At 56.3% G+C, this 18,853-nt stretch carries 17 protein-coding genes; 12 read left to right on the top strand and 5 right to left on the bottom strand.

All coding sequences use genetic code 11. The features are described 5' to 3' along the window. Positions 1-125: 125 nt before the first annotated feature. Both AC1RSM_RS07790 and AC1RSM_RS07795 read left to right on the top strand, forming a co-directional pair. Positions 126-2,465 (top strand): TonB-dependent siderophore receptor, encoded by a 2,340-nt coding sequence (locus tag AC1RSM_RS07790; RefSeq protein WP_492931098.1) that lies wholly within the window; start codon positions 126-128, stop codon positions 2,463-2,465. A gap of 115 nt (positions 2,466-2,580) precedes the next feature. Beyond that, complete coding sequence (locus AC1RSM_RS07795) at positions 2,581-3,249, top strand: metallophosphoesterase (protein ID WP_492931100.1); 669 nt, start codon at positions 2,581-2,583, stop codon at positions 3,247-3,249. A gap of 802 nt (positions 3,250-4,051) precedes the next feature. On the opposite strand, the gene AC1RSM_RS07800 is transcribed toward AC1RSM_RS07795, so the two are convergent. Genes AC1RSM_RS07800 through AC1RSM_RS07815 form a run of 4 tightly spaced genes read right to left on the bottom strand, consistent with a single transcriptional unit; the run spans position 4,052 to position 8,236 of the window. After that, positions 4,052-5,146 carry a c-type cytochrome gene (locus AC1RSM_RS07800; protein WP_492931102.1) on the bottom strand — a complete coding sequence of 365 codons (1,095 nt, stop codon included), beginning with the start codon at positions 5,144-5,146 and terminating at the stop codon, positions 4,052-4,054. A gap of 21 nt (positions 5,147-5,167) precedes the next feature. Next, a complete protein-coding gene (locus AC1RSM_RS07805; RefSeq protein WP_492931104.1) occupies positions 5,168-5,977 on the bottom strand; it encodes a c-type cytochrome in 810 nt (269 codons plus the stop codon). 13 nt (positions 5,978-5,990) lie between these two features. Then, the gene (locus AC1RSM_RS07810; protein ID WP_492931106.1) at positions 5,991-6,644 is read right to left on the bottom strand and encodes a cbb3-type cytochrome c oxidase subunit II; all 654 of its coding nucleotides are present in this window, start codon (positions 6,642-6,644) and stop codon (positions 5,991-5,993) included. Then, a complete protein-coding gene (locus AC1RSM_RS07815) occupies positions 6,641-8,236 on the bottom strand; it encodes a cbb3-type cytochrome c oxidase subunit I (protein ID WP_492931108.1) in 1,596 nt (531 codons plus the stop codon). Before AC1RSM_RS07815 ends, AC1RSM_RS07810 begins: the two co-directional genes overlap by 4 nt. 253 nt (positions 8,237-8,489) lie before the next feature. Here AC1RSM_RS07815 and AC1RSM_RS07820 point away from each other — a divergent pair, with 253 nt between their 5' ends. After that, positions 8,490-9,152, top strand: a complete 663-nt coding sequence (locus AC1RSM_RS07820) for a response regulator (RefSeq protein ID WP_492931110.1) — start codon at positions 8,490-8,492, stop codon at positions 9,150-9,152. Between the two features lie 12 nt (positions 9,153-9,164). Then, positions 9,165-10,526, top strand: a complete 1,362-nt coding sequence (locus tag AC1RSM_RS07825; protein ID WP_492931112.1) for an ATP-binding protein — start codon at positions 9,165-9,167, stop codon at positions 10,524-10,526. A 152-nt stretch (positions 10,527-10,678) separates the two neighbouring features. Here the strand turns inward: AC1RSM_RS07825 and AC1RSM_RS07830 are convergent, their stop codons facing one another. Continuing rightward, positions 10,679-10,888, bottom strand: a complete 210-nt coding sequence (locus AC1RSM_RS07830) for a cold-shock protein (protein WP_492931114.1) — start codon at positions 10,886-10,888, stop codon at positions 10,679-10,681. 243 nt (positions 10,889-11,131) lie between these two features. Between AC1RSM_RS07830 and AC1RSM_RS07835 the strand changes: the two genes are divergently transcribed. The 8 genes from AC1RSM_RS07835 to AC1RSM_RS07870 all read left to right on the top strand — a co-directional run bounded on the left by AC1RSM_RS07835 (position 11,132) and on the right by AC1RSM_RS07870 (position 18,345). Beyond that, positions 11,132-12,460: an NAD(P)/FAD-dependent oxidoreductase gene (locus tag AC1RSM_RS07835; protein ID WP_492931116.1), complete on the top strand. Its 1,329-nt coding sequence runs from the start codon at positions 11,132-11,134 to the stop codon at positions 12,458-12,460. Then, positions 12,447-12,950, top strand: a complete 504-nt coding sequence (locus tag AC1RSM_RS07840; protein WP_492931118.1) for a thiosulfate oxidation carrier protein SoxY — start codon at positions 12,447-12,449, stop codon at positions 12,948-12,950. The genes AC1RSM_RS07835 and AC1RSM_RS07840 overlap by 14 nt, the downstream gene beginning before the upstream one ends. 14 nt (positions 12,951-12,964) lie before the next feature. Beyond that, positions 12,965-13,291: a thiosulfate oxidation carrier complex protein SoxZ gene (soxZ, locus tag AC1RSM_RS07845; protein ID WP_492931120.1), complete on the top strand. Its 327-nt coding sequence runs from the start codon at positions 12,965-12,967 to the stop codon at positions 13,289-13,291. Positions 13,292-13,458: 167 nt separating this feature from the next. After that, complete coding sequence (locus tag AC1RSM_RS07850; protein ID WP_492931122.1) at positions 13,459-13,815, top strand: c-type cytochrome; 357 nt, start codon at positions 13,459-13,461, stop codon at positions 13,813-13,815. A gap of 2 nt (positions 13,816-13,817) precedes the next feature. Next, on the top strand, positions 13,818-15,113 hold the full coding sequence (locus tag AC1RSM_RS07855; RefSeq protein WP_492931124.1) for an NAD(P)/FAD-dependent oxidoreductase: 1,296 nt from the start codon (positions 13,818-13,820) through the stop codon (positions 15,111-15,113). Between the two features lie 33 nt (positions 15,114-15,146). After that, complete coding sequence (locus AC1RSM_RS07860; protein ID WP_492931126.1) at positions 15,147-16,154, top strand: YeeE/YedE family protein; 1,008 nt, start codon at positions 15,147-15,149, stop codon at positions 16,152-16,154. A gap of 97 nt (positions 16,155-16,251) precedes the next feature. Beyond that, positions 16,252-16,734: a cysteine hydrolase family protein gene (locus AC1RSM_RS07865; RefSeq protein WP_492931128.1), complete on the top strand. Its 483-nt coding sequence runs from the start codon at positions 16,252-16,254 to the stop codon at positions 16,732-16,734. 249 nt (positions 16,735-16,983) lie between these two features. Next, entirely contained in the window at positions 16,984-18,345 is a 1,362-nt protein-coding gene (locus AC1RSM_RS07870) for an SLC13 family permease (protein ID WP_492931130.1), read from the top strand. The last annotated feature ends 508 nt before the right edge of the window (positions 18,346-18,853 follow it).

Consider the following 18,853-nt stretch of genomic DNA (forward strand, 5'->3'; position numbering starts at 1 on the left):
CCGACCTTGCGCGTCTAGGTAGATGAAAGGACCTGTCCGTTCTGGCACAGCTCCTTGAGTACCTTTGGCCAAAGGCTGGAAGCGCTTGTCGCGCAAGACCTATTTTCATTGGAAATCGCAGGATCGTGAGCCCCTCTCTCCCTCGTCGTCGCCCTTCGCCCCTATTGCGAACCCGCATCAATGCCTTGACCCTTAGCCTGAGTTTGGCCTTTGGCCTGGCACCCACTGCGGTACTGGCCCAGCAAACCGTCGCTATCCATATTCAAGCCCAAGCCTTGGGCGATGCCCTGCTGCAATTGGGCGAGCAAACATCACTGCAGATTTTCTTCTCGCAAGATGTCGTCGCTGGACGCACAGCACCGGCAGTCTCCGGCAGACTGAGCCCGGAACAAGCTTTACGCCAGCTTTTACAAGGCAGCGGCATTGATTACGCCAAAGACGGCAACACGGTGACCCTGTCAGCAGGGATTGCACAACTGACTCCGGTCACTATTCGGCGCGCGCCTACCGACACGGTGGACAGCTACACCGCCTTAAACAGCCGCAGTGGCAAGCTGGATGCCCCGCTGATTGAAACCCCGCGCTCGGTGTCCATCGTCACGCAAAAACAATTAAAGATACTGGCCCCACAAAGCATAGAGCGAGCCCTGGCGTACACCCCCGGCGTGCAGACAGATGTCTCCGGTTCCGGGGATCTACGCATGAGCGGTGCGGTCATTCGTGGTTTCAGCGATGGCAGCGCCTATTACAAAGATGGTCTGAAGCAGCTGTCCGCGGGCACTTATGGTTCATGGAACGATGATATGGATAGCCTGGACAGTATCGAAGTATTAAAAGGCCCCGCCTCCGTACTTTATGGGCAAGGCCGCCCAGGTGGCGTCGTCAATGTGGTGTCCAAACGCCCCACTGCCGATCACGTCAACAGTTTGGGCTTGGGCTATGGCAGCTACCAGCGCCGTCAATTGACGGCGGATATAGGTGGCGCCTTGAACGACGATCAGTCCCTGCTGTATCGCCTGAACCTGTCTGGGCGCAAAAGCCACGGACGCACCATCGATTCACGTGATGATCGAGTATCCGTTTCCCCTTCCCTGCTCTGGAACATTTCCCACCAAACTCGGCTGACTTTGCTGGGCTCCTATTCACGCGAGCGAGGCACGCCTAAATCCTGGTGGCCCAATCTTTTCTCCTACCCCGAAGTGACTGAGCTACCACTCAAGCGCACGGCCGGTGATCCTGCCTTTGACTATTTCAATCGCACCACCAAAGCCATCGGCTATGCGCTGGAGCATGACACGGACAACGGCTGGCGCCTTCGCCAGAATCTGCGTTACTCCGAAATCGAGATTGATTACCGGCACATTTACGCCATGGCCGTACTGGCAGACAAACGCCATGTCTCCCGAGCCAGCCTGGCACAAGAGACCAAGGGGAAAACCTTCACCGTGGACAGCCGCGCTGGCAAGGACTTCAACTGGGGACCTGTCGAACACACGCTAGAAGTCGGGGTGGACTATCTGCGCTACCGTGAAAACGATGGTCTGGGTTTTGGCTGGAATGTGCCAGATCTGGACATGCTGGACCCGGTTTATGGCGTATCCATTGCTCCGCCTGATATGGACTACTCAAACAGCGACCTTAAGCAAACCGGCATTTACATGCTGAATCAGCTTAAATGGGATAAATGGGTAGCCAACCTCAGCTTGCGCCACGATACCGCCCGCACCCTACAAAGCAATGCCTCCCAGCCTCGCATCACAGACAGAGCCACCACCGGCAGCGCGGGCCTGCTCTATCTGTTCAATAATGGCGTCGCGCCCTATGTAAGCTACTCCACCGCCTTTGACCCTACCTCTGGACGGGCGGCGGATGGCAGCGCCTTTAAACCTCGTGAAGGCAAACAATATGAAGTTGGGGTGAAATACCAGCCTCCCGGCACTGACGCCTTGATTACAGCAGCCGTCTTTGACTTGCGCCAGACCAATGTCACCACACCCGACCCGAATCATCCCCGTTTCAGCGTCCAGACGGGCGAAGTCCGCTCCACCGGAATTGAGCTGGAAGCCAAGCTGCCCCTCACCACCCAGCTGGATATCATGGCTGGCTATACCTACCTGGACCCACGCACGACACAAAGCGAGCGCCCGGCTGAAATTGACCGGCAAACGCTGCAAACTGCTCGCCAAACTGCCAGTTTGTGGCTGGACTACCACCCCCAGCAGATTCAAGGCTTAACGCTAGGTGCGGGCCTGCGCTACCGGGGAAAATCCCCCAACGATGTACGTGCCGATGGCAGCATGAACTACAACCCTTCATTCACTTTGGCAGATGCCGCCATTGCCTATGAGACTTCCCGCTACCGGATTGCCCTAAATGTGAACAACGTCTTCGACAAGAAGTACTACACCGGCCAGTTCCGAGGCATGGAGCGAGAAGTGATGCTGAACATGAATCTGTACTGGTAAGCGGAGCGCACTAGTCAAAATACGCCAGTACCCTGCGGCAGGCTGTGTCATTCTTGACTCTGCCTGCCGCTCTGAGTACCGTGATGAGCACGTTTCACCTAGCCTGGACATCACGATGCACGTCGCACACTTCAGCCAGAACACCTTGGGGCGGGATATTGCTGTGGGCGATATCCATGGTTGTTTCACCAAGCTGAACGCCTCTTTGAAGCGGATACGTTTTGATCCCTCCAGAGACAGGCTTTTTTCCGTTGGCGATCTGGTCGATCGCGGCCCTGAATCCCATCACGTTCTGCAGTGGCTGGACCTGTCCTGGTTCCACGCCATTTGCGGCAATCACGAACAGCTGACGTGGCGGCGAGCCATCGGCCAGCCTATCGAAGCGGTAGGCCATCGCGTTCATGGCGGCCTGTGGCTGGACGACTGTACACCCGCAGAACAACAGCAGATCGCACAACGATTGCAAGCCCTGCCCTTGGCGATGGAAATAGAAACACCACTGGGTTTGGTCGGCATGGTGCACGCTGATTTTCCCTACGACGACTGGCAACACATCCATACAGACAGCTTTGACGACAACGATCGTCATGTCTGCATGTGGTCCAGAGACCGCTATGTGACGGGCTACGATGGCTTGGTGGGCGGCATTCGCGCCCTGATCCACGGACACCAGACCACCCACAAAATGCGGCAACTGGGGAACGTCTTCTTCATCGATACCGGCGGCTGGCTGGACGATGGGCACTTTACCTTGCTGGACTTGAAACGCTTGGTGGCCTTATAGCCCCGCTTGCCTGCGCTCGGGCTTAGGGAACTCAAGCCTTGTTTGGTAGAAATCAGTCTTTGAGAAACGCTCCTTCAGTCCCTTTCGGGGCTCGGTGCTGAGTACTGACCGGCGCTACGCACCGGTCCCCTTGTCGAGAACTAAATCGGGGCGCATCCTGAACTCGCACGATGGTTTGTCCCCCGGACAAACCATAAGCGTCGTGCTCAAACAGCAGGCTGCTTGCACCCCCGATTTACCCCTCGCCTGCGGTCAGCACTCTGAATCGCCCCTCCCCCCGAAAGGGACTGAAGCAGCTCAACGTGATTAGCTGCAAAGAAAAGCCCACTGCCCACCCTATGCTCTATTTCAAAGAAAAAGCGATTCATGTTTATCGTCATTGTGAGCCAGTCTGGGCCGGGGGGCCGTCCTGCGAGGCGGTTCAGGTTTCTTGCCGCAGGCGGGCTTGCTATTCGGGGTGCAAGCGTCCTGCTGTTTGAGCGAAATGCTTGTGCCTTGTCCGGGGGACAAGGCACTTTCGCGAGTTCAGGATGCGCTCGAATCGCAAGTCTGACCAGGGCACCGGTGCGCAGCACCGGCAAGGAGCCAAGCCCGGAGGACGGCCCCCCGGCCCAGACTGGCGTTTTCACAAGATCCTATACACACATTCAGAGCTCAAACACCGCATGTATAGGGGATCGGTATTCATAAGTGCCACATCCACCAACAGCACCAGCATAAGAAACCAGCCAGCACAAACAAAACCGCCCCAGTTCCCAAAAGAAACTGAGGCGGTCTCATTGTCAAACAACGGGCCGAAGGCTTACTTCTCCACGCCACCACCCACAATCACGCCATTCACTTCCTTGCCGTAGTAGCTTTCCTCGCCGTCATGGAACTCGACACGAGCTTGCTCAAGCGTACCCTGCTGACGAGCATCCTTGGGACGTTCATGACTGTTGATATAAGCGGCGACATCCCACGCTTCCTGATCGGACAAAGAAAACGGTTTACCCAAGGGCATATTGGCCTTGATGAAACCCGCTGCCGTATCAATACGCGCCATGCCAGCACCCCAGTTATAGGAGTTGGGGCCCCACAGCGGTGGGAACACCACACCACTTTCCGCATCCTTCTGGCCTTGACCATCCACCGCATGACACAACACACAGTTGTTGGTGTAGACCTCCTTGCCACGCGTCAAGTCATAGCCCAGCTCGGACTTCTTGACCTTGGGGAAACCGGCACCGGGCAACTTCTGTCCAGTGGGCGCACCATCCGACATCCAATACATATACGTCATCAGGTCGCGATAAACATCACTGCCCGCTGGCGGCGGCTCACCCGACGACGAGGCCTGCGCATTCATGGAAAAGGTAAAACAGCCAATAATGCGATCTTCCAAAGTGCTGATGGCCTTGGTCTTGGCACGATACGCCGGGTAGCTCACATACGCGCCCCACATCGGCGCAGAGTGTTCACGGCGACCACCGTCCAGGTGACAGTTCACACAAGCCAAGGTGTTACCCACATGATCCGATACCGTGGTGGAGGTCTCCATAAAGATCTTCTGACCGCGACGAACCGCCTCGCCATAGGGCGTATCCGGAATGCTGCTATCAGGTGGCGGCACGTAATAACCATCAGGCCCCACAGGCATGCCGGCGGCGACCGCCATCTTGTCCTTGCTTTGGATTTTACGGTCGCTTTCCATCTCCGCACGGCTGTAACTGGCCTTGGCCTGCTGGGTCGGGACCGTATCGGACGTACCCAGCGAAAAGGACAGCCAGCCCTTGGCGTTCATGCCATAACCGATGGCAAAGAGCACCACACCGATCCCAGCCCCCCAGGCCAGTCTGCGTGCGCCGGACATCCCCGACTTGGCTTTGCCAGAATGATTTGATTGAGTGTCTTTCATCTGAAGCTCTCTGTTCTGAACTTATTTCGCCTGCTTGCCATTAGCTGGCAGCGAGGCGGCGTAATAGGAAACCGCGTACAAGTCCTCGTAGGACATACGGGACGCAATGTCATCCATCAGGCTTTGCGGCGAGTTGTGGCGGTGGCCCCCCTTCCAGGCGGACAACTGGGCAAACAGATACTCGGCTTGCTGAGCAGCCAAAGGCGGGAAGGACGTACCCACACCTTCGCCCTGACTGCCGTGGCAGCTAATGCACGCTGGCACGTTTTGCTTCCAGTCCCCTTTATGAAACAGGGCTTCACCCCGCGCCAGATCCGCATCTGAACTGGGCACCGTAATAGCCGGAGCAGGCAACGCGGCGTAATAAGCCGCCAGCTCTTTCATATCCTGAGGCTGCATGCCCTTGGCCACGTACTGCATGGACTCATTCAGACGAGTGCCTTTGGCAAAATCTTCCAGCTGCTTGAGCAAATAGCCTTCAGACAAACCCGCCAAGCGAGGCGTGATGCCCGCTCCTTGGCCAGCTTCACCGTGACAGGACGCACAGCTCCACACACTGCCCTGGCCAGAATGCACCAATGCGGGCGCATCCTTTAAAGCAGCAACAGGAGATACGGGCGGAGCGGCAGGCGCACCGGCACTGATGACCGGAGCCGTAGGCTCATCCGGTGCGGCGTGCGGGGCCAGATCATGCAAATACAAACCCACACCCGCCAAAGCCAGCGCCACCAAAACCGCGAGCAGAAAGATCGGAATGGGACGGGGCGGCTCCCACGGCTCGAAGGTGGGGTCAATGTTCTCGACCTGAGGCGAATTAGAAACTTTTTCCATTGTCATGACATTCCTATTTAGCACCCGAATCCGTCGAGGCCTCTACGGCACGACGATCGTAGCCACGGTCGCGTTTATCAAGCTCTTGGGCGCTGGTCGCATACGTGCGATCCAAGGCCAGCAGGTACTCCACAAGATCCAAGGCTTCCTTGCGGGCGACAACATGCTTGCCACCTTCAGGCTGCAGGGATTCGGGCAGACGCACCACCACATCGCCTTCAGCGACCTGGTCTTTAAGCTCGAACATATAGGGATAGGACGGCATCAGGCTCCAGTCGAAAATCGCCCGAGGCTGATACAGATGAGTCAAATGCCAGTCACGACTTTTCATGCGCGCACCGACGTTAAACAGGTCCGGACCGGTACGCATGGTGCCCAGCAAATGGGGCGAGTCGTAAAAGTAGTCCCCCGGTGTAGACGCGCGCCCCCAGCCACGCGCCGTGTCAAACAAGGTTTGACCGGTGGAACGAGGCTGCTGGCTGTGACAGTACAAACAGCCATTGGCCACGTACTGGTCGCGCCCCAGCAATTGCTGCGCGGTATAAGGTTTCAGTTGCTCCGGAGGTTCCGAAGTACGCAATTGCCAGGCTGGCAAAATGACCAGCATCAAGGTAGCCAGCAAGAGCACCCCGATGGCACCGATTAGTAAGGGTAAGAGTCGATTCATGACGCATCTGCCCGAGCAAGAGTAGGATTCGCACTAGTCACGGAGTTTTTACGCAGCAAAAGCAAGGCAAAGTGCGTGGCAAAAATGAAGTGGCCCAAAGTCATCATGGTGCCGCCGATAGAGCGGGCTTCCAGATACGGAACCATCTTGCGAGTGATCTCGCCAAAACTCGAACCGGGGTCCATCAAGCCCATGCCCTGCACCACACCGGCAATGCTCAGCGCCAGCACATAAATCGTGAAGCCTGCCGTGACAAGCCAGAAGTGGGCTTTGATCAAGGATGGGAAGGGCCAGCGACGGCCCAGAATGTGCGGCATCATGTAATACAGCGTGCCAAACATCACCATGGACACAAAACCGTAGGCGCCCAAGTGCGCGTGACCGACGGTGTAATGCGTAAAGTGCGTCACCGAGTTCACCGAACGGATCGCTTCCAGCGAACCCTGAAAAGAGGACAGCGTGTACATCAGCGCGCCAATCCACACAAAGCGCAAAGCCATGGACTGTTTGAAGGCCCACATATTCTGCGCAACGGTAACGTGCTGGTTAATAGCCACCGCAATCACCGGCACAAACATCATGATGCTGTGCACCACCGACAAGGTGACCGCCCAGGTTGGAACCGGACCACCCATCAAGTGGTGAATACCCACTTGGCTGTAGAACAGCGCCAGACTCCAGAAACCCAGCAAGGACACGTTGTAGGAATACACCGGCTTGCCAATGATTTTAGGGATGATGTAGTAGGCAGCACCCACGCCCATCGGCGTCAACCACAGACCCAGCACGTTGTGAGCAAACCACCAGTTCACCGTCGCCTGCTGTGCACCGATGTGCAAACCAGGAATATTGGATACCAGGAACAAGAAGGGAAACCACACCATGCCCGCCAGGAAGTACCAACCGGACACGTAGATATGCCGCGACTTGCGGTTGGCGGCGGTCTCAATCGCCGGCCAGGCCAGGAAAAAGCCCCCTATCGCCAGCAAGATATCGATCTGCCACGGAAATTCCAGCCACTCGATACCGTCAGACCAGCCATTGGCAACAGCAATCGTGCCGCCCAAGACACCCAAGGTCCACAGGGCTGCGCCAAAGTAGACCATATTGGGGCGTCGCAGCGGCGTGTGGAAAATACGCGGCAATAGCCATAAAGCCACACCAATGCCAGTGACCGACAACCAGCCATAGGCCACAATGTTCAGGTGCAAGGTTCGTGCACGGCCAAAGGTCACTTGAGCGACATCGGCCAACCAGTCAGGCCAATGCAACTTCAACGAGGCCATCACGCCAAATACCGAACCAATCAGCAGCCAGGTAATCCCGACGGTGACCAGAAGCAGTACTGGCCCGCGCCCACTGCGGTCAATGCCCGCACGCAATACATCAAAACGATGTGCCTGTGCTTCGTTCTCCCCCCCAAAGGAAGCACTATCGTCGGGCTGGCCAAGCTCACCTTTCATGAAGATGGTCTCAGCTTCGTTTTTGCCCACGAAAATCAGCTTGTTTGCCACGGCCCAGACAAGAATGCCCAGTGCCACCAAAGAGGCGACAAAACTGGTCGCCAGTAATATTCCTAATATAGGAGTCATGTGTGTAAGTGCCCGATATCTGTCATAGCGGCTAAGCCCAAAGAAACGTCATTGCCCAAGCCGGTTTTATTAAAAAAGTAAGTACCGAGATAAAAATGCAATGCAATCTACATGACAGTAGAGGATCAGGATTAAGGGCAAATTAAGAAAACTTTCCCTCTCGCCCCTGTCCTCAAGACTGCTAACATGAATGCCAAAACGTAATAAGCATCAGGCTTTCAGTGTGCAGGCCAGCAACACTTAAGGGGGAAGAATGCACGTTTTACTTGTTGAAGATGATGCGCTTGTAGCCAGCGGAATTGTGGCGGGACTGCGCTTGCACGGGCTGACCGTCGATCACGTAGGAACCGCCAGCCTGGCTGATACGGCCCTGCTGTCCTCGCGCTTTGATGTCTGTATTCTGGATCTGGGTCTGCCGGATCAGGACGGCTTGAGCTTGCTGCGCCGATGGCGCGAACAGGGCCGTAAACTGCCCATTTTGATTTTGACGGCCCGCGATGCCCTGCACCATCGGGTCGAGGGGCTGTTGGGCGGGGGCGATGATTACGTCATCAAGCCTTTTGACCTGGATGAGCTGCTTGCCCGCCTGCATGTGCTGACTCGCCGCTTGGCCGGTCATGAAACCGACTGCATCGAATATGGCAGGCTCAGCTTCTGCGCCTCTACCGGCCACGTTACGCTGGACGGCAAGCCCGTCAGCCTGGCCCGCCGTGAACTATCCTTGCTGCGCGCCCTGCTGAATAAACCCCAATCCATTTTGAGTGCAGAACAACTGTGCGACAGCGTCTATGGTTTTGACCAGGATCTGGAAAGCAATGCCATCAATGTGCACATCTACCATCTGCGCCGCAAGCTGGGCAGCAATATTGTCGAGACAGTGCGCGGTCTGGGCTACAAACTGGGGCCTGCTGGCTAACCATCGAACACCATGAGCTTACGCCTTAGACTGCTGCTGATTATCGGCATTTCCCTGACAGTGCTGTGGAGTGCCGTCGCCACCTGGATGCTGATGGACGCACGCCAGTCTTTGCGCGAAGCCCTGGATAGCCGCCTGGCGGCATCGGCGCGAATGGTGGCGGGGCTAGTCGCCCAATTTCCTAATTTGCAGGAGCTGGCCCAGTCTGCCGAGCGGCCTTTGGATATCATTGCCCGCGATGGGGTGGCTTGTGAAATCAGTGTGGTGCGCAGCGAAGTGGAAATTCAGGCCGTCAGCCGCACGGCAGGTAGCCCGGATATGTCGCAAGTAGCATTAGGTTTTGGTACCCACATACACGGCGGCAAACGCTGGCGCACCTTTGTGCTGCGTGAAGGTCACATCCAGATTGCTGCGGCCGACAGCATAGAAATACGGGAATCCTTGGTTCGGGGCATCATGCTCTCTGCGGGGCTGCCCTTTGTCGTAGCCCTGTTTGGCAGTCTCTTGCTTTTGTGGGTGGGCATCACGCACGGATTGGCCCCCTTGGAACGTATTCGGGATTTGCTCTCGCGCCGCCGCCCCGGAGACGACAGCCCCTTGCCCAAAGTCAAAGCCCCGGAAGAGCTACGCCCTCTGCTGCTGACTATCGAACAATTATTGGAGCGGCAGCAAGCGGCCATTGTGCGCGAACGCCGCTTCACCGATAGTGCGGCACACGAATTACGCACCCCGCTGACCGGTATCAAGACCCATATTCAAGTGGCGCATCTGGCCGCGCAGCGCCCGGGGGAAAGTGCCACCTTGGACACCGCTTTAAGCCAGGCAGATCAAGGTGTGCAACAGCTGCAGAATATTTTGCAAAGACTCTTGGAACTGGCGCGACTGGATGGGCAAAACGCCAGCAAAGAAAGCAGTCATGCCGAAGAAGCTGTGTATGCCGCCCTGCATGCGCTGAAAGCGGTGTACGGCGACACCATAGACCAGATCACTTTGGATATACGCAACAGACCGGGGCCGGTACAGATTGAAAAATCCTTGCTAACCGTGGCGGTCCAAAACCTGATCGACAACGCTTTGCGCTACACCAAAGCCGTGCAACCGATCAGCCTGCTCATCGAGGCGGGCGAGCCCGGTTATTTGCGCATCAGTGTGCTGGATCATGGGCCCGGCTTAAGTGAGAGCGAGCGCGATCAAGCCATGAACCGCTTTTGGCGGGGCTCACAACAACAAGCAGGTTATGGTTTGGGACTGTCCATCGTCAACGCCATTGCGACCCAGCACGGCGGCACGCTGGAATTATTGAATCGTCAAAGTGGCGGGCTGGAAGCGCGCTTGACCTTGAGATTGCTGGAACAGGAACACAGGCCAGGGTAAGTAGCCTACTGGAAGACAAATGGCAGTCAGGCGCCAGCATCACGCCCCGATCCATCAAACAGATTTGCAGCACAAAAAAAACGGGCCCCATATTGAATGGGGCCCAGTTTTGCTGATTTGAGACTAAGCTTGCCTAATCAGCAAGCCAATCATCAAAGAATTTGAATCTTGGTCGCGCATGGGCCTTTCTGGCCAGCACCTTCAACGAAGGAAACGCGTTGGTTCTCTTCCAAAGATTTGAACCCTGTTCCCTGAATTTCACTGTGGTGTGCGAAGAGATCCTTGCCGCCGTTCTCCGGCATGATGAAACCGAAGCCTTTTTCGCTGTTGAACCACTTCACAATACCAATTTCTGTCTTCAAAATAAATCCTAGATGTAATGTCAATAAGAGAAATAATTTCCCTTTGAGCACTATCGCCGGAATCGCCTCACAAAGATAGTCTTGTTACCATTTAGTACGCAGTTTGTTCACTTCTGTTGTTTCCTGGGCTGTAAAGCGCCCTTTTCCTGCACTTAGAGCACTCTTGGCTATACTGGCTCGCACTAAGCGATCTCTACTCAGCCTGATTGACGTGTGTCATGTCATGATCACGAGGAACATAAAATGAATCGTAGAAACTTCATGCTGGCCACGCCAGCCGCCGCGCTTGGAACACTGATTCTTCCCTCGGCCAGCCTGTCGGCGCCGGCCATCATTACCAACACCAGCCAAATCCTGCCGCCCCATACCAAGGGGCCACGTATCGTTATTTGCGGTGGCGGTTGGGGCGGCATGACCGCAGCCAAGTATCTGTCCAAACTCGTTCCTCACGCGCAAGTCGTACTGATAGAGCGCAACCCCACCTTCTGGTCGGGCCCCATGAGCAACAAGTGGCTGATTGACATCGTCAACACCGACTTTCTGAATCACGACATGCTGGCACCGGCCATGAAATATGGCTACAACCTGGTGCATGCGGAAGTCACCGCCATCGAGCGCGACAAAAAAACGGTTCGCACTACACAAGGCGCACTGAACTACGATTACCTGATTCTGTCTGGCGGCATACGCAATGCATACGATGCCTGGTTCGGTAACGACACCTACGCCGCTGAATACACCCGCCAGCATTTTCCTAACGCCTACATTCCGAATGCGGAAATGTTCGCGCTAAAGAACAAGCTAAAAGCCTTTACGGGCGGCACCATTGTCATGACCTTGCCCCCGCCGCCACATCGCTGTCCGCCCTCGCCTTACGAGCGCGCCTGTCTGATGGCCTGGCACATTAAAACCAACAAGATTCCAGGCAAGATCATTATTCTGGACCCCAAGCCCACCATCGCCCCTATTGGCGAAGGCTATCGGGCCGCCTTCCAGGAACTGTATCCGGACATCATCACTCATGTACCCAATGCGCGGGTACGCGAGGTTGACCCTTTCAAGAAACACATCAAGACCACAGCGGGCGATTTCGATTTTGACGATGCGGTGTTGATGCCGCCTCATCAAGCCTCGGAAATGATCTGGAATGCGGACTTGATTGGCAAAGATGCAGACGGCAAGCCCACGGGCTGGGCCAATATTGACCCACGCCTGTTCACTGCAAGAGACGACGATCATGTTTACGTGGTTGGAGACTCGATGGGCTTTATTTCCGACCAGTTCGGCCACTACCCAAAAAGTGCGCACGTCGCGCATGCTGTAGCCAAGATCGTCGCCCAGAACCTGGCCGAACGCATCGCCGGCAAGGAAGTGGTGCCTGTCCTGCCGGATAATCTGTGCTACATGATGGTCAACGGGGACCCGCAAGAAGAAATCTCGGTCAAATTTGAATACGAGCTGGACGCAAGCGGCAAAGTTCTGCAAACGCAGATTGATATGGATGTACGCACCCCCGACCTTGTTCAAGAAGACTTCCAGTGGATCAAGAGCCGCTTCCATGACTTCCTCTAAACTTCCCTCCCGTTTTGTACGCCGTCGCCAGCTTTTGCTGGGCACGGCGGCCGGACTGAGCGCAGCCTGGCTGCCCGTTAATCTGCAGGCGCAAGTTGCCTTTGACCAGTTGCTGAAACCGGCCACCGCAGCCCAGGTTCAAGCTATTGTGGACGAGTTCCTGAAAGGGGCCAGCCCGCAAGACCAAGGCCTGAAACTGGAAATGCCCGCCTTGGGCGACAACCCTGCCGCTGTGCCTGTGAAAGTCGTGCTGGATACGCCCATTAGCGATGAGCTGTACTGCCAGGAGCTGATTATCCTGGCTCAAGGCAACCCGCACCCTTTGGCTTGCCGCTTCAATTTCACCGCCTTGGCAGGCACGACAGAAGTCGCTGTGCGGCTACGCCTGATTGAAACCCAAACCGTGCGCGCACTGGCACGGATGAGCGATGGCCGAGTCCTGAGCGCCCAGCATCACATCACCGTGACTGCTGGCGGCTGCGGCATGTAATCCAAGGGGCACCCATGAGCAAACCACGTATCTGGATCAGCAATGCCAAGCCTAAAACGGGCGAAGTTGTGCGCGTACGCGCCCTGATCGAACACCGCATGGAAAGCGGTCTGCGCCTGAACAAAGAAGGCCAGCCCGTTGCGCGCAACATCATCAACGACTTCAAGGCGAACTTCAACGGAGAACTCTTGTTCAGTTGGCAGCCGGAAACCGCCATTTCCCAAAATCCCTATATCGAATTTACCTTTGTGGCTCGACAATCAGGAACTTTGGAGATGAGCTGGACAGACGATCAAGGCGCCGTCATCAATGGCCAGGCCGAACTGACCATCAATGCTTGAAACAGGACGACCTTAACGCTTGCCGGCTTAAACGCCCCCACTCAGCGCCCGCCTTGGGCGCTGAGTTCATAACAGGGCTCTATATAGTCATACAGGGCGGGCTTAAGGGGAATGCTACGCTGAGCGTCCTTTCCTACCATCGAAGCACATTGACAAGAAGAATGCCCATGTCCCTCTCCCTCGTAGGTCGTCTCCTCTTAGCCCCTGCCCTGATGGCCGCCTCCAGCGCCGCCGCACCGGTATGGGCCAATTCCTCCAAGCTGGATATCAAGATCGTGGCCAACTCCTGTGCGAACTGCCACGGTCCGGACGGGCGTTCCACGACCATTATTCCTTCGCTGGCGGGCCGCTCCGAAAGCGCCTTGCTGGAACAATTGCGCGCCTTTGCCTCGGATGCGCCACCTGCCGGCACCACCATCATGAATCGCCTGGTCAAAGGCTATCAGGATGCTGACCTGGAAGCCTTGGCACACCACTTCTCCGAGCTTTCCCCCAACGCTAAAACCGCTGCGCAAGGACGTTAAGAATGAGCACTCCCTTGAACTCCTCTCGCCGCCAGTGGTTAAGTCTGGTGGGTAAAACCGGCGTTGCCGGCCTGGCCTTGAGCAGCTTGCCTGTGTATGCGCGCAGCAGCTCCGCCCATGTGATTGTGGTCGGTGGCGGCTTTGGTGGTGCCACGGCAGCCCGGTACCTGAAGCGGGGCGATCCGTCCCTGAAAGTGACCTTGATCGAGCCGGCACGCACCTTTTACACCTGCCCGTTCAGCAATCTGTACCTGGCCGGTTTGCGCCGTTTCGAGCAGCAAGGCCACGGCTTTGATGATCTGAAAGCTGCCGGTATTGACGTCATCCACGACTACGCCACGGCTGTGGATGCCGATGCCAAATCCATCACCTTGGCGAAAGGCAACAAGCTCTCGTATGACAAGCTGCTGCTGTCACCCGGTATCGATTTTCGCTGGAATACGCTGGAAGGCTACGACGAGGCGGCATCTTTGCTGGCTCCCCACGCCTGGAAAGCCGGGGATCAAACCCGTCTGCTGAAAAGCCAGTTGGAAGCCATGCCCGATGGTGGCACCTTCATCATGGTGGCCCCCGAAAATCCCTTCCGCTGCCCGCCCGGCCCCTACGAGCGCGCCAGCATGGTGGCCCATTACTTCAAGCAGAACAAACCCAAGTCAAAAATTTTGATTCTGGATGCCAAGGACAACTTCTCTAAGCAAGGCCTGTTCCAGGACGGCTGGAAACAAGTCTATGGCGACATGATCGAATGGGTGCCCTTTTCCAAAGATGGCAAAGTCACTCGGGTGGATGCTGCCAAGCTCAGCGTGGAAACCGAGTTCGGCGAAATTCATAAAGCCCATGTGCTGAACGTGATCCCGCCTCAAAAAGCCGGTGTCATTGCCGAGCAAGCAGGAGTTACCAACGCCAGTGGCTGGGTGCCCATCGACCCGCATACCTTTGAGTCCGAGCAGGTCAAAGACATCTACGTGGTAGGCGATGCCACGATTGCCTCGCCCATGCCCAAGTCCGGATTTTCGGCCAACACGCAAGCCAAGCTGGCCGCCGCCGCCATCATCAATGCGCTGAGCGGCAAGGCCACCTCCCAAGCCACCCTAAGCAATACCTGCTACAGTTTGATCGCTCCGGATTACGGGATTTCCGTGGGGCATTTGTATGCTTTTGCGGACGACAAACTGGTGGAAGCCTCTGGCGGGGTCAGCCCCAAAGAAGCCAGCCCGGCCTTCCGCAAGCAGGAGGCCCAATATGGCGAGGCCTGGTATGCCGCGATCAGCCGCGACATCTGGGGCACGCAAGGCTAAGTGTTCTTAACCCGGTTTTAACTTCCAGCGCACATGATGAATACAGAACTTGTACTGTGGGTCAGCCTGGCCATTGGCCTTGTCTTTGGCATCTGTGGCCAGATCAGTGGATTTTGCTTTTATCGTGGTTTGACCGAGCGCTGGTCCGGGCGCAGTGGCTACAAACTCCAGGGCTTTGCCCTGGCGCTGGCCCTGGCTTTGGCCGGGACACAGTTAGCTGCCGCAAATGAGCTGATCAATCTTGATCAGTCCCTTTACCTGAACCCCACCTTTTCCTGGCTGCTAGTCCCCATTGGCGGCCTGCTCTTCGGTGCTGGCATGACATTGGCCAATGGCTGTGGCGCGCGCGCCCTGGTATTGCTGGGCCAAGGTAACCTGCGCTCCTTTGTTGTGCTGCTGTGTTTGGGCATTGCTGCCTATATGACCTTGACGGGGCTGCTGGCCCCTGCGCGCATGCTGCTGGCCCCATCCAGCAGCATCACCTTGCCGGCCGCAAGCCTTCCCGCTGGACTGCTTAAAACCATTCTGACGGTTGTCATCGTGGCCGCGCTGGTGGCCTTCGCTTTTTCACGTCGCCAAGAAGGTCAGCGCAAAAATGATTTACTGGCCGGTGTCGTAGTGGGCCTGTTGATTGTGGCAGGCTGGCTAACAACGGGTTGGCTGGGCGATGATCCTTTCGAACCCTTGCCTGTCAGTTCCCTGAGCTTTGTCGCGCCGATTGGGGAAAGCATTCAATACACCATGATCTCCACCGGCATGAGCCCTAGATTCACCATCCTGATTGTGTTTGGCGTCCTGCTCGGTTCCCTGCTAAGCGCCCTGCTGAGTCGTCGCTGGAAACTGGAAGGGTTTGAGTCGCCACGCCAGATGCTGCGTTCGATGGCAGGCGGCGCGCTGATGGGCGTGGGTGGCGTGTTAGCTCTGGGCTGCACCATAGGCCAGGGCTTAAGCGGCCTGTCTACTTTGTCGATCAGTTCGCTGCTGGCTGTCATAGGTATTGTGATCGGTGCCCGGCTGACTTGGACCCGCAAAACAGCCTGACTCCGTGTTTCAATAAGGGCTTGGTTCCCGGCGCAACCCAGACGCACGTCTTGACGGCTTAGGCACAAGACAATGCGCCCCTATTGAGACTCCCGCTATGCGACAGATTCTGTTGATTGTCGATGTGCAAGGCTGCTTTTTGCCTCCCCCCTGGCTGATTGAAGGCATTAACGCTCTGTGTACACGCTTGCCTTGCGCCGCCTTGATCGAGCTGCACGACGAGGCCCAAACCCCCTTCTCCAGCCAATTGGGATGGTGCCCGCCACGGACGGACCAATGCCTGGTCAATGCCAAACCTATTTTTATTAAACATGGCTACGGCCCGAGCCCAGCCGCCTTGGAATACTTGAAGCAATTCCAGGCTGACCGCGTTCTGGTGTGCGGCATTCAAACCGACACCTGCGTTCTGGCGGCCGGCTTTGCCCTGTTTGATGCTGGCCTGCACCCCACCTTGCTGACCGACTTGACCGTCGGGTCCTCTTTGGACCGATCCGGGGAACTGGGCATCAAACTGTGGAAGCATCACTTTGGGCGCACAACAAACAGCCGCGAATTGATAGCAGAACTGGATAAACAATAAGCTTCCAGTTTCTCTTTCGCCGCGCGCTTGCTGTTTCAGAACCCAGCGTATTCAGGCCGCCAAGACCTCCTCGATAAGCACTCCCATAAAAAACACGAGCTGATTTAAAGCTCAACCATTGCCTGCCTGAGCAACCATTACAGTTTGCGTAACGGTTATGCCAACAGCTTGATTGATGCCGCTATACGGCCGCTGATATGGTCGTCTCCAGAAACCTGCAAAAGGTTCAATTACAAGGAGACAAGATCTATGCATTGGCTATCCATTAGCGTGTTAGGAGGCATGTTCATACTGGCTACGGCATTGCCCATCAATATGGGACTGATTGCCTTTGTAGGCGCTTTTTTGGTGGGCACGCTGGTGGCGGGAATGGGTGCCAAAGAGATCATGGGCGGCTTTCCAGCTGACCTGTTTCTGACACTGGCAGGCATTACCTACTTATTTGCTCTGGCCCAAAATAACGGCACCATCAATTGGCTGGTCAGCATGGCCGTGCGAGCGGTACGTGGGCGGATTGCCGCCATCCCCTGGATCATGTTTTTGATCACTGCTGCCCTGACGTCGGTGGGCGCTGTCAGCCCTGCCGCTGTTGCCATCATCGCCCCCATCGCCTTAGGCTTTGCACGGCAGTACGGCATCAGCCCTTTGCTGATGGGATTGCTGGTCATTCACGGCGCTCAAGGCGGCGGCTTTTCCCCCATCAGTATTTATGGTGGCATCACCAACCGGGTGGTCAGCGCCGCCGGCTTGCCCGTGAATGAAATGGCTACGATGATGGCCAGCTTTGGCATCAACCTGGGCGTGTCCATTTTGCTGTTCGTCTGGATGGGCGGTCTGAAGCTGATGCGCCAAAAAGTAGACTTGGGCTCAGCGGACGTCAAGGTTGCCAAAGTGGCTCATGGATCGGGTGGCCCCCAAGTGTTTGGCGATGCTGAAGCAGAGGCCTTTGGCGAAGAACGCAAAACCGCCAACAACAGTCCGGACGCCTTGGTCCAGGCCAGCAAGGGGGGTGAGGAAGGCCCACACTGGTACCGCGTGGTGACTTTAATCGGCTTGTTCATTCTGGCCGTGCTGACCTTGTTCTTTAAACAAGACATTGGCTTTACCTCCATCACCATCGGACTGGCGCTGACCTTGATGGCCCCTAATCTGCAAAAACGTGCACTGGGCCAAGTATCCTGGCCAGAAATTATGTTGATCGTGGGCGTCAGCACCTATGTGGGCGTGATGGAAACCATGGGCACCATTGATTTTGTGGGCCACAGCGTGGCTCAGCTGACCTCACCCTTGATGGCTGCCTTGCTGCTGCTATTTGTAGGTGCTGTGGTATCGGCCTTTGCCTCCTCCACTGCTGTACTAGGCTCGCTGATTCCCCTGGCCGTTCCTTTCTTGCAAGGCGATGGGGGCGTGGGGCCGGTGGGCTTTATCGCCGCCATGGCCGTCTCCTCCACCATTGTGGATGTCAGCCCCTTCTCCACGAACGGCGCGCTGGTGCTGGCCAATGCCCAGGGTATTTCACGCGAAGGCTTCTTCCGCCAGCTCTTGCTATACGGTGCCGCCGTCACAGTCATTGCGCCGGTCGTCGTCTGGCTACTGTTTGTGGTGCTCTAAATACGAACTGACCCATCAGCTTCAAAGCAGGCCCCAGAAACACACGTTTCCGGGGCCTTTTTGATCAGGCTAGTCACCTGCGTCGCAATCAATTCCGCTGCAGCAATCCGCACTTTTTACACTGCTTGCATGCCGCAAGCCTGGCGTTGCCCCAAAACTTCAATTCAATGACTCCCGCAGCCTGCGACATAAGACGATGTTCCCTATGGAAAATGCCGAAACAGCTATGGCACAGCGCTCAATTTCGTAAAAACCTGCCCATCCTGCAATATCCCCACACCGAAATGAGAATGATTGCTATTATTCTGCATTTATTCCAAGCCTGATGCTCCTTTTCCCCCTCCATCACCCTACGACCACCGCCTAAAAAGCGAAGGCTTAAGGATGAGTGCAGCTTGAATACCAACGGGTGCCACAAGTCCCTTCCGGGCAAGTTGCCAAGCATGCAAGCACGGCTTTTCTCTGTTTTATGGTCATCAATCCAACGCCCGTGTGATGCGCGTGTTGA

Source organism: Alcaligenes sp. GW821-FHT11D07 (genome assembly GCF_058808495.1).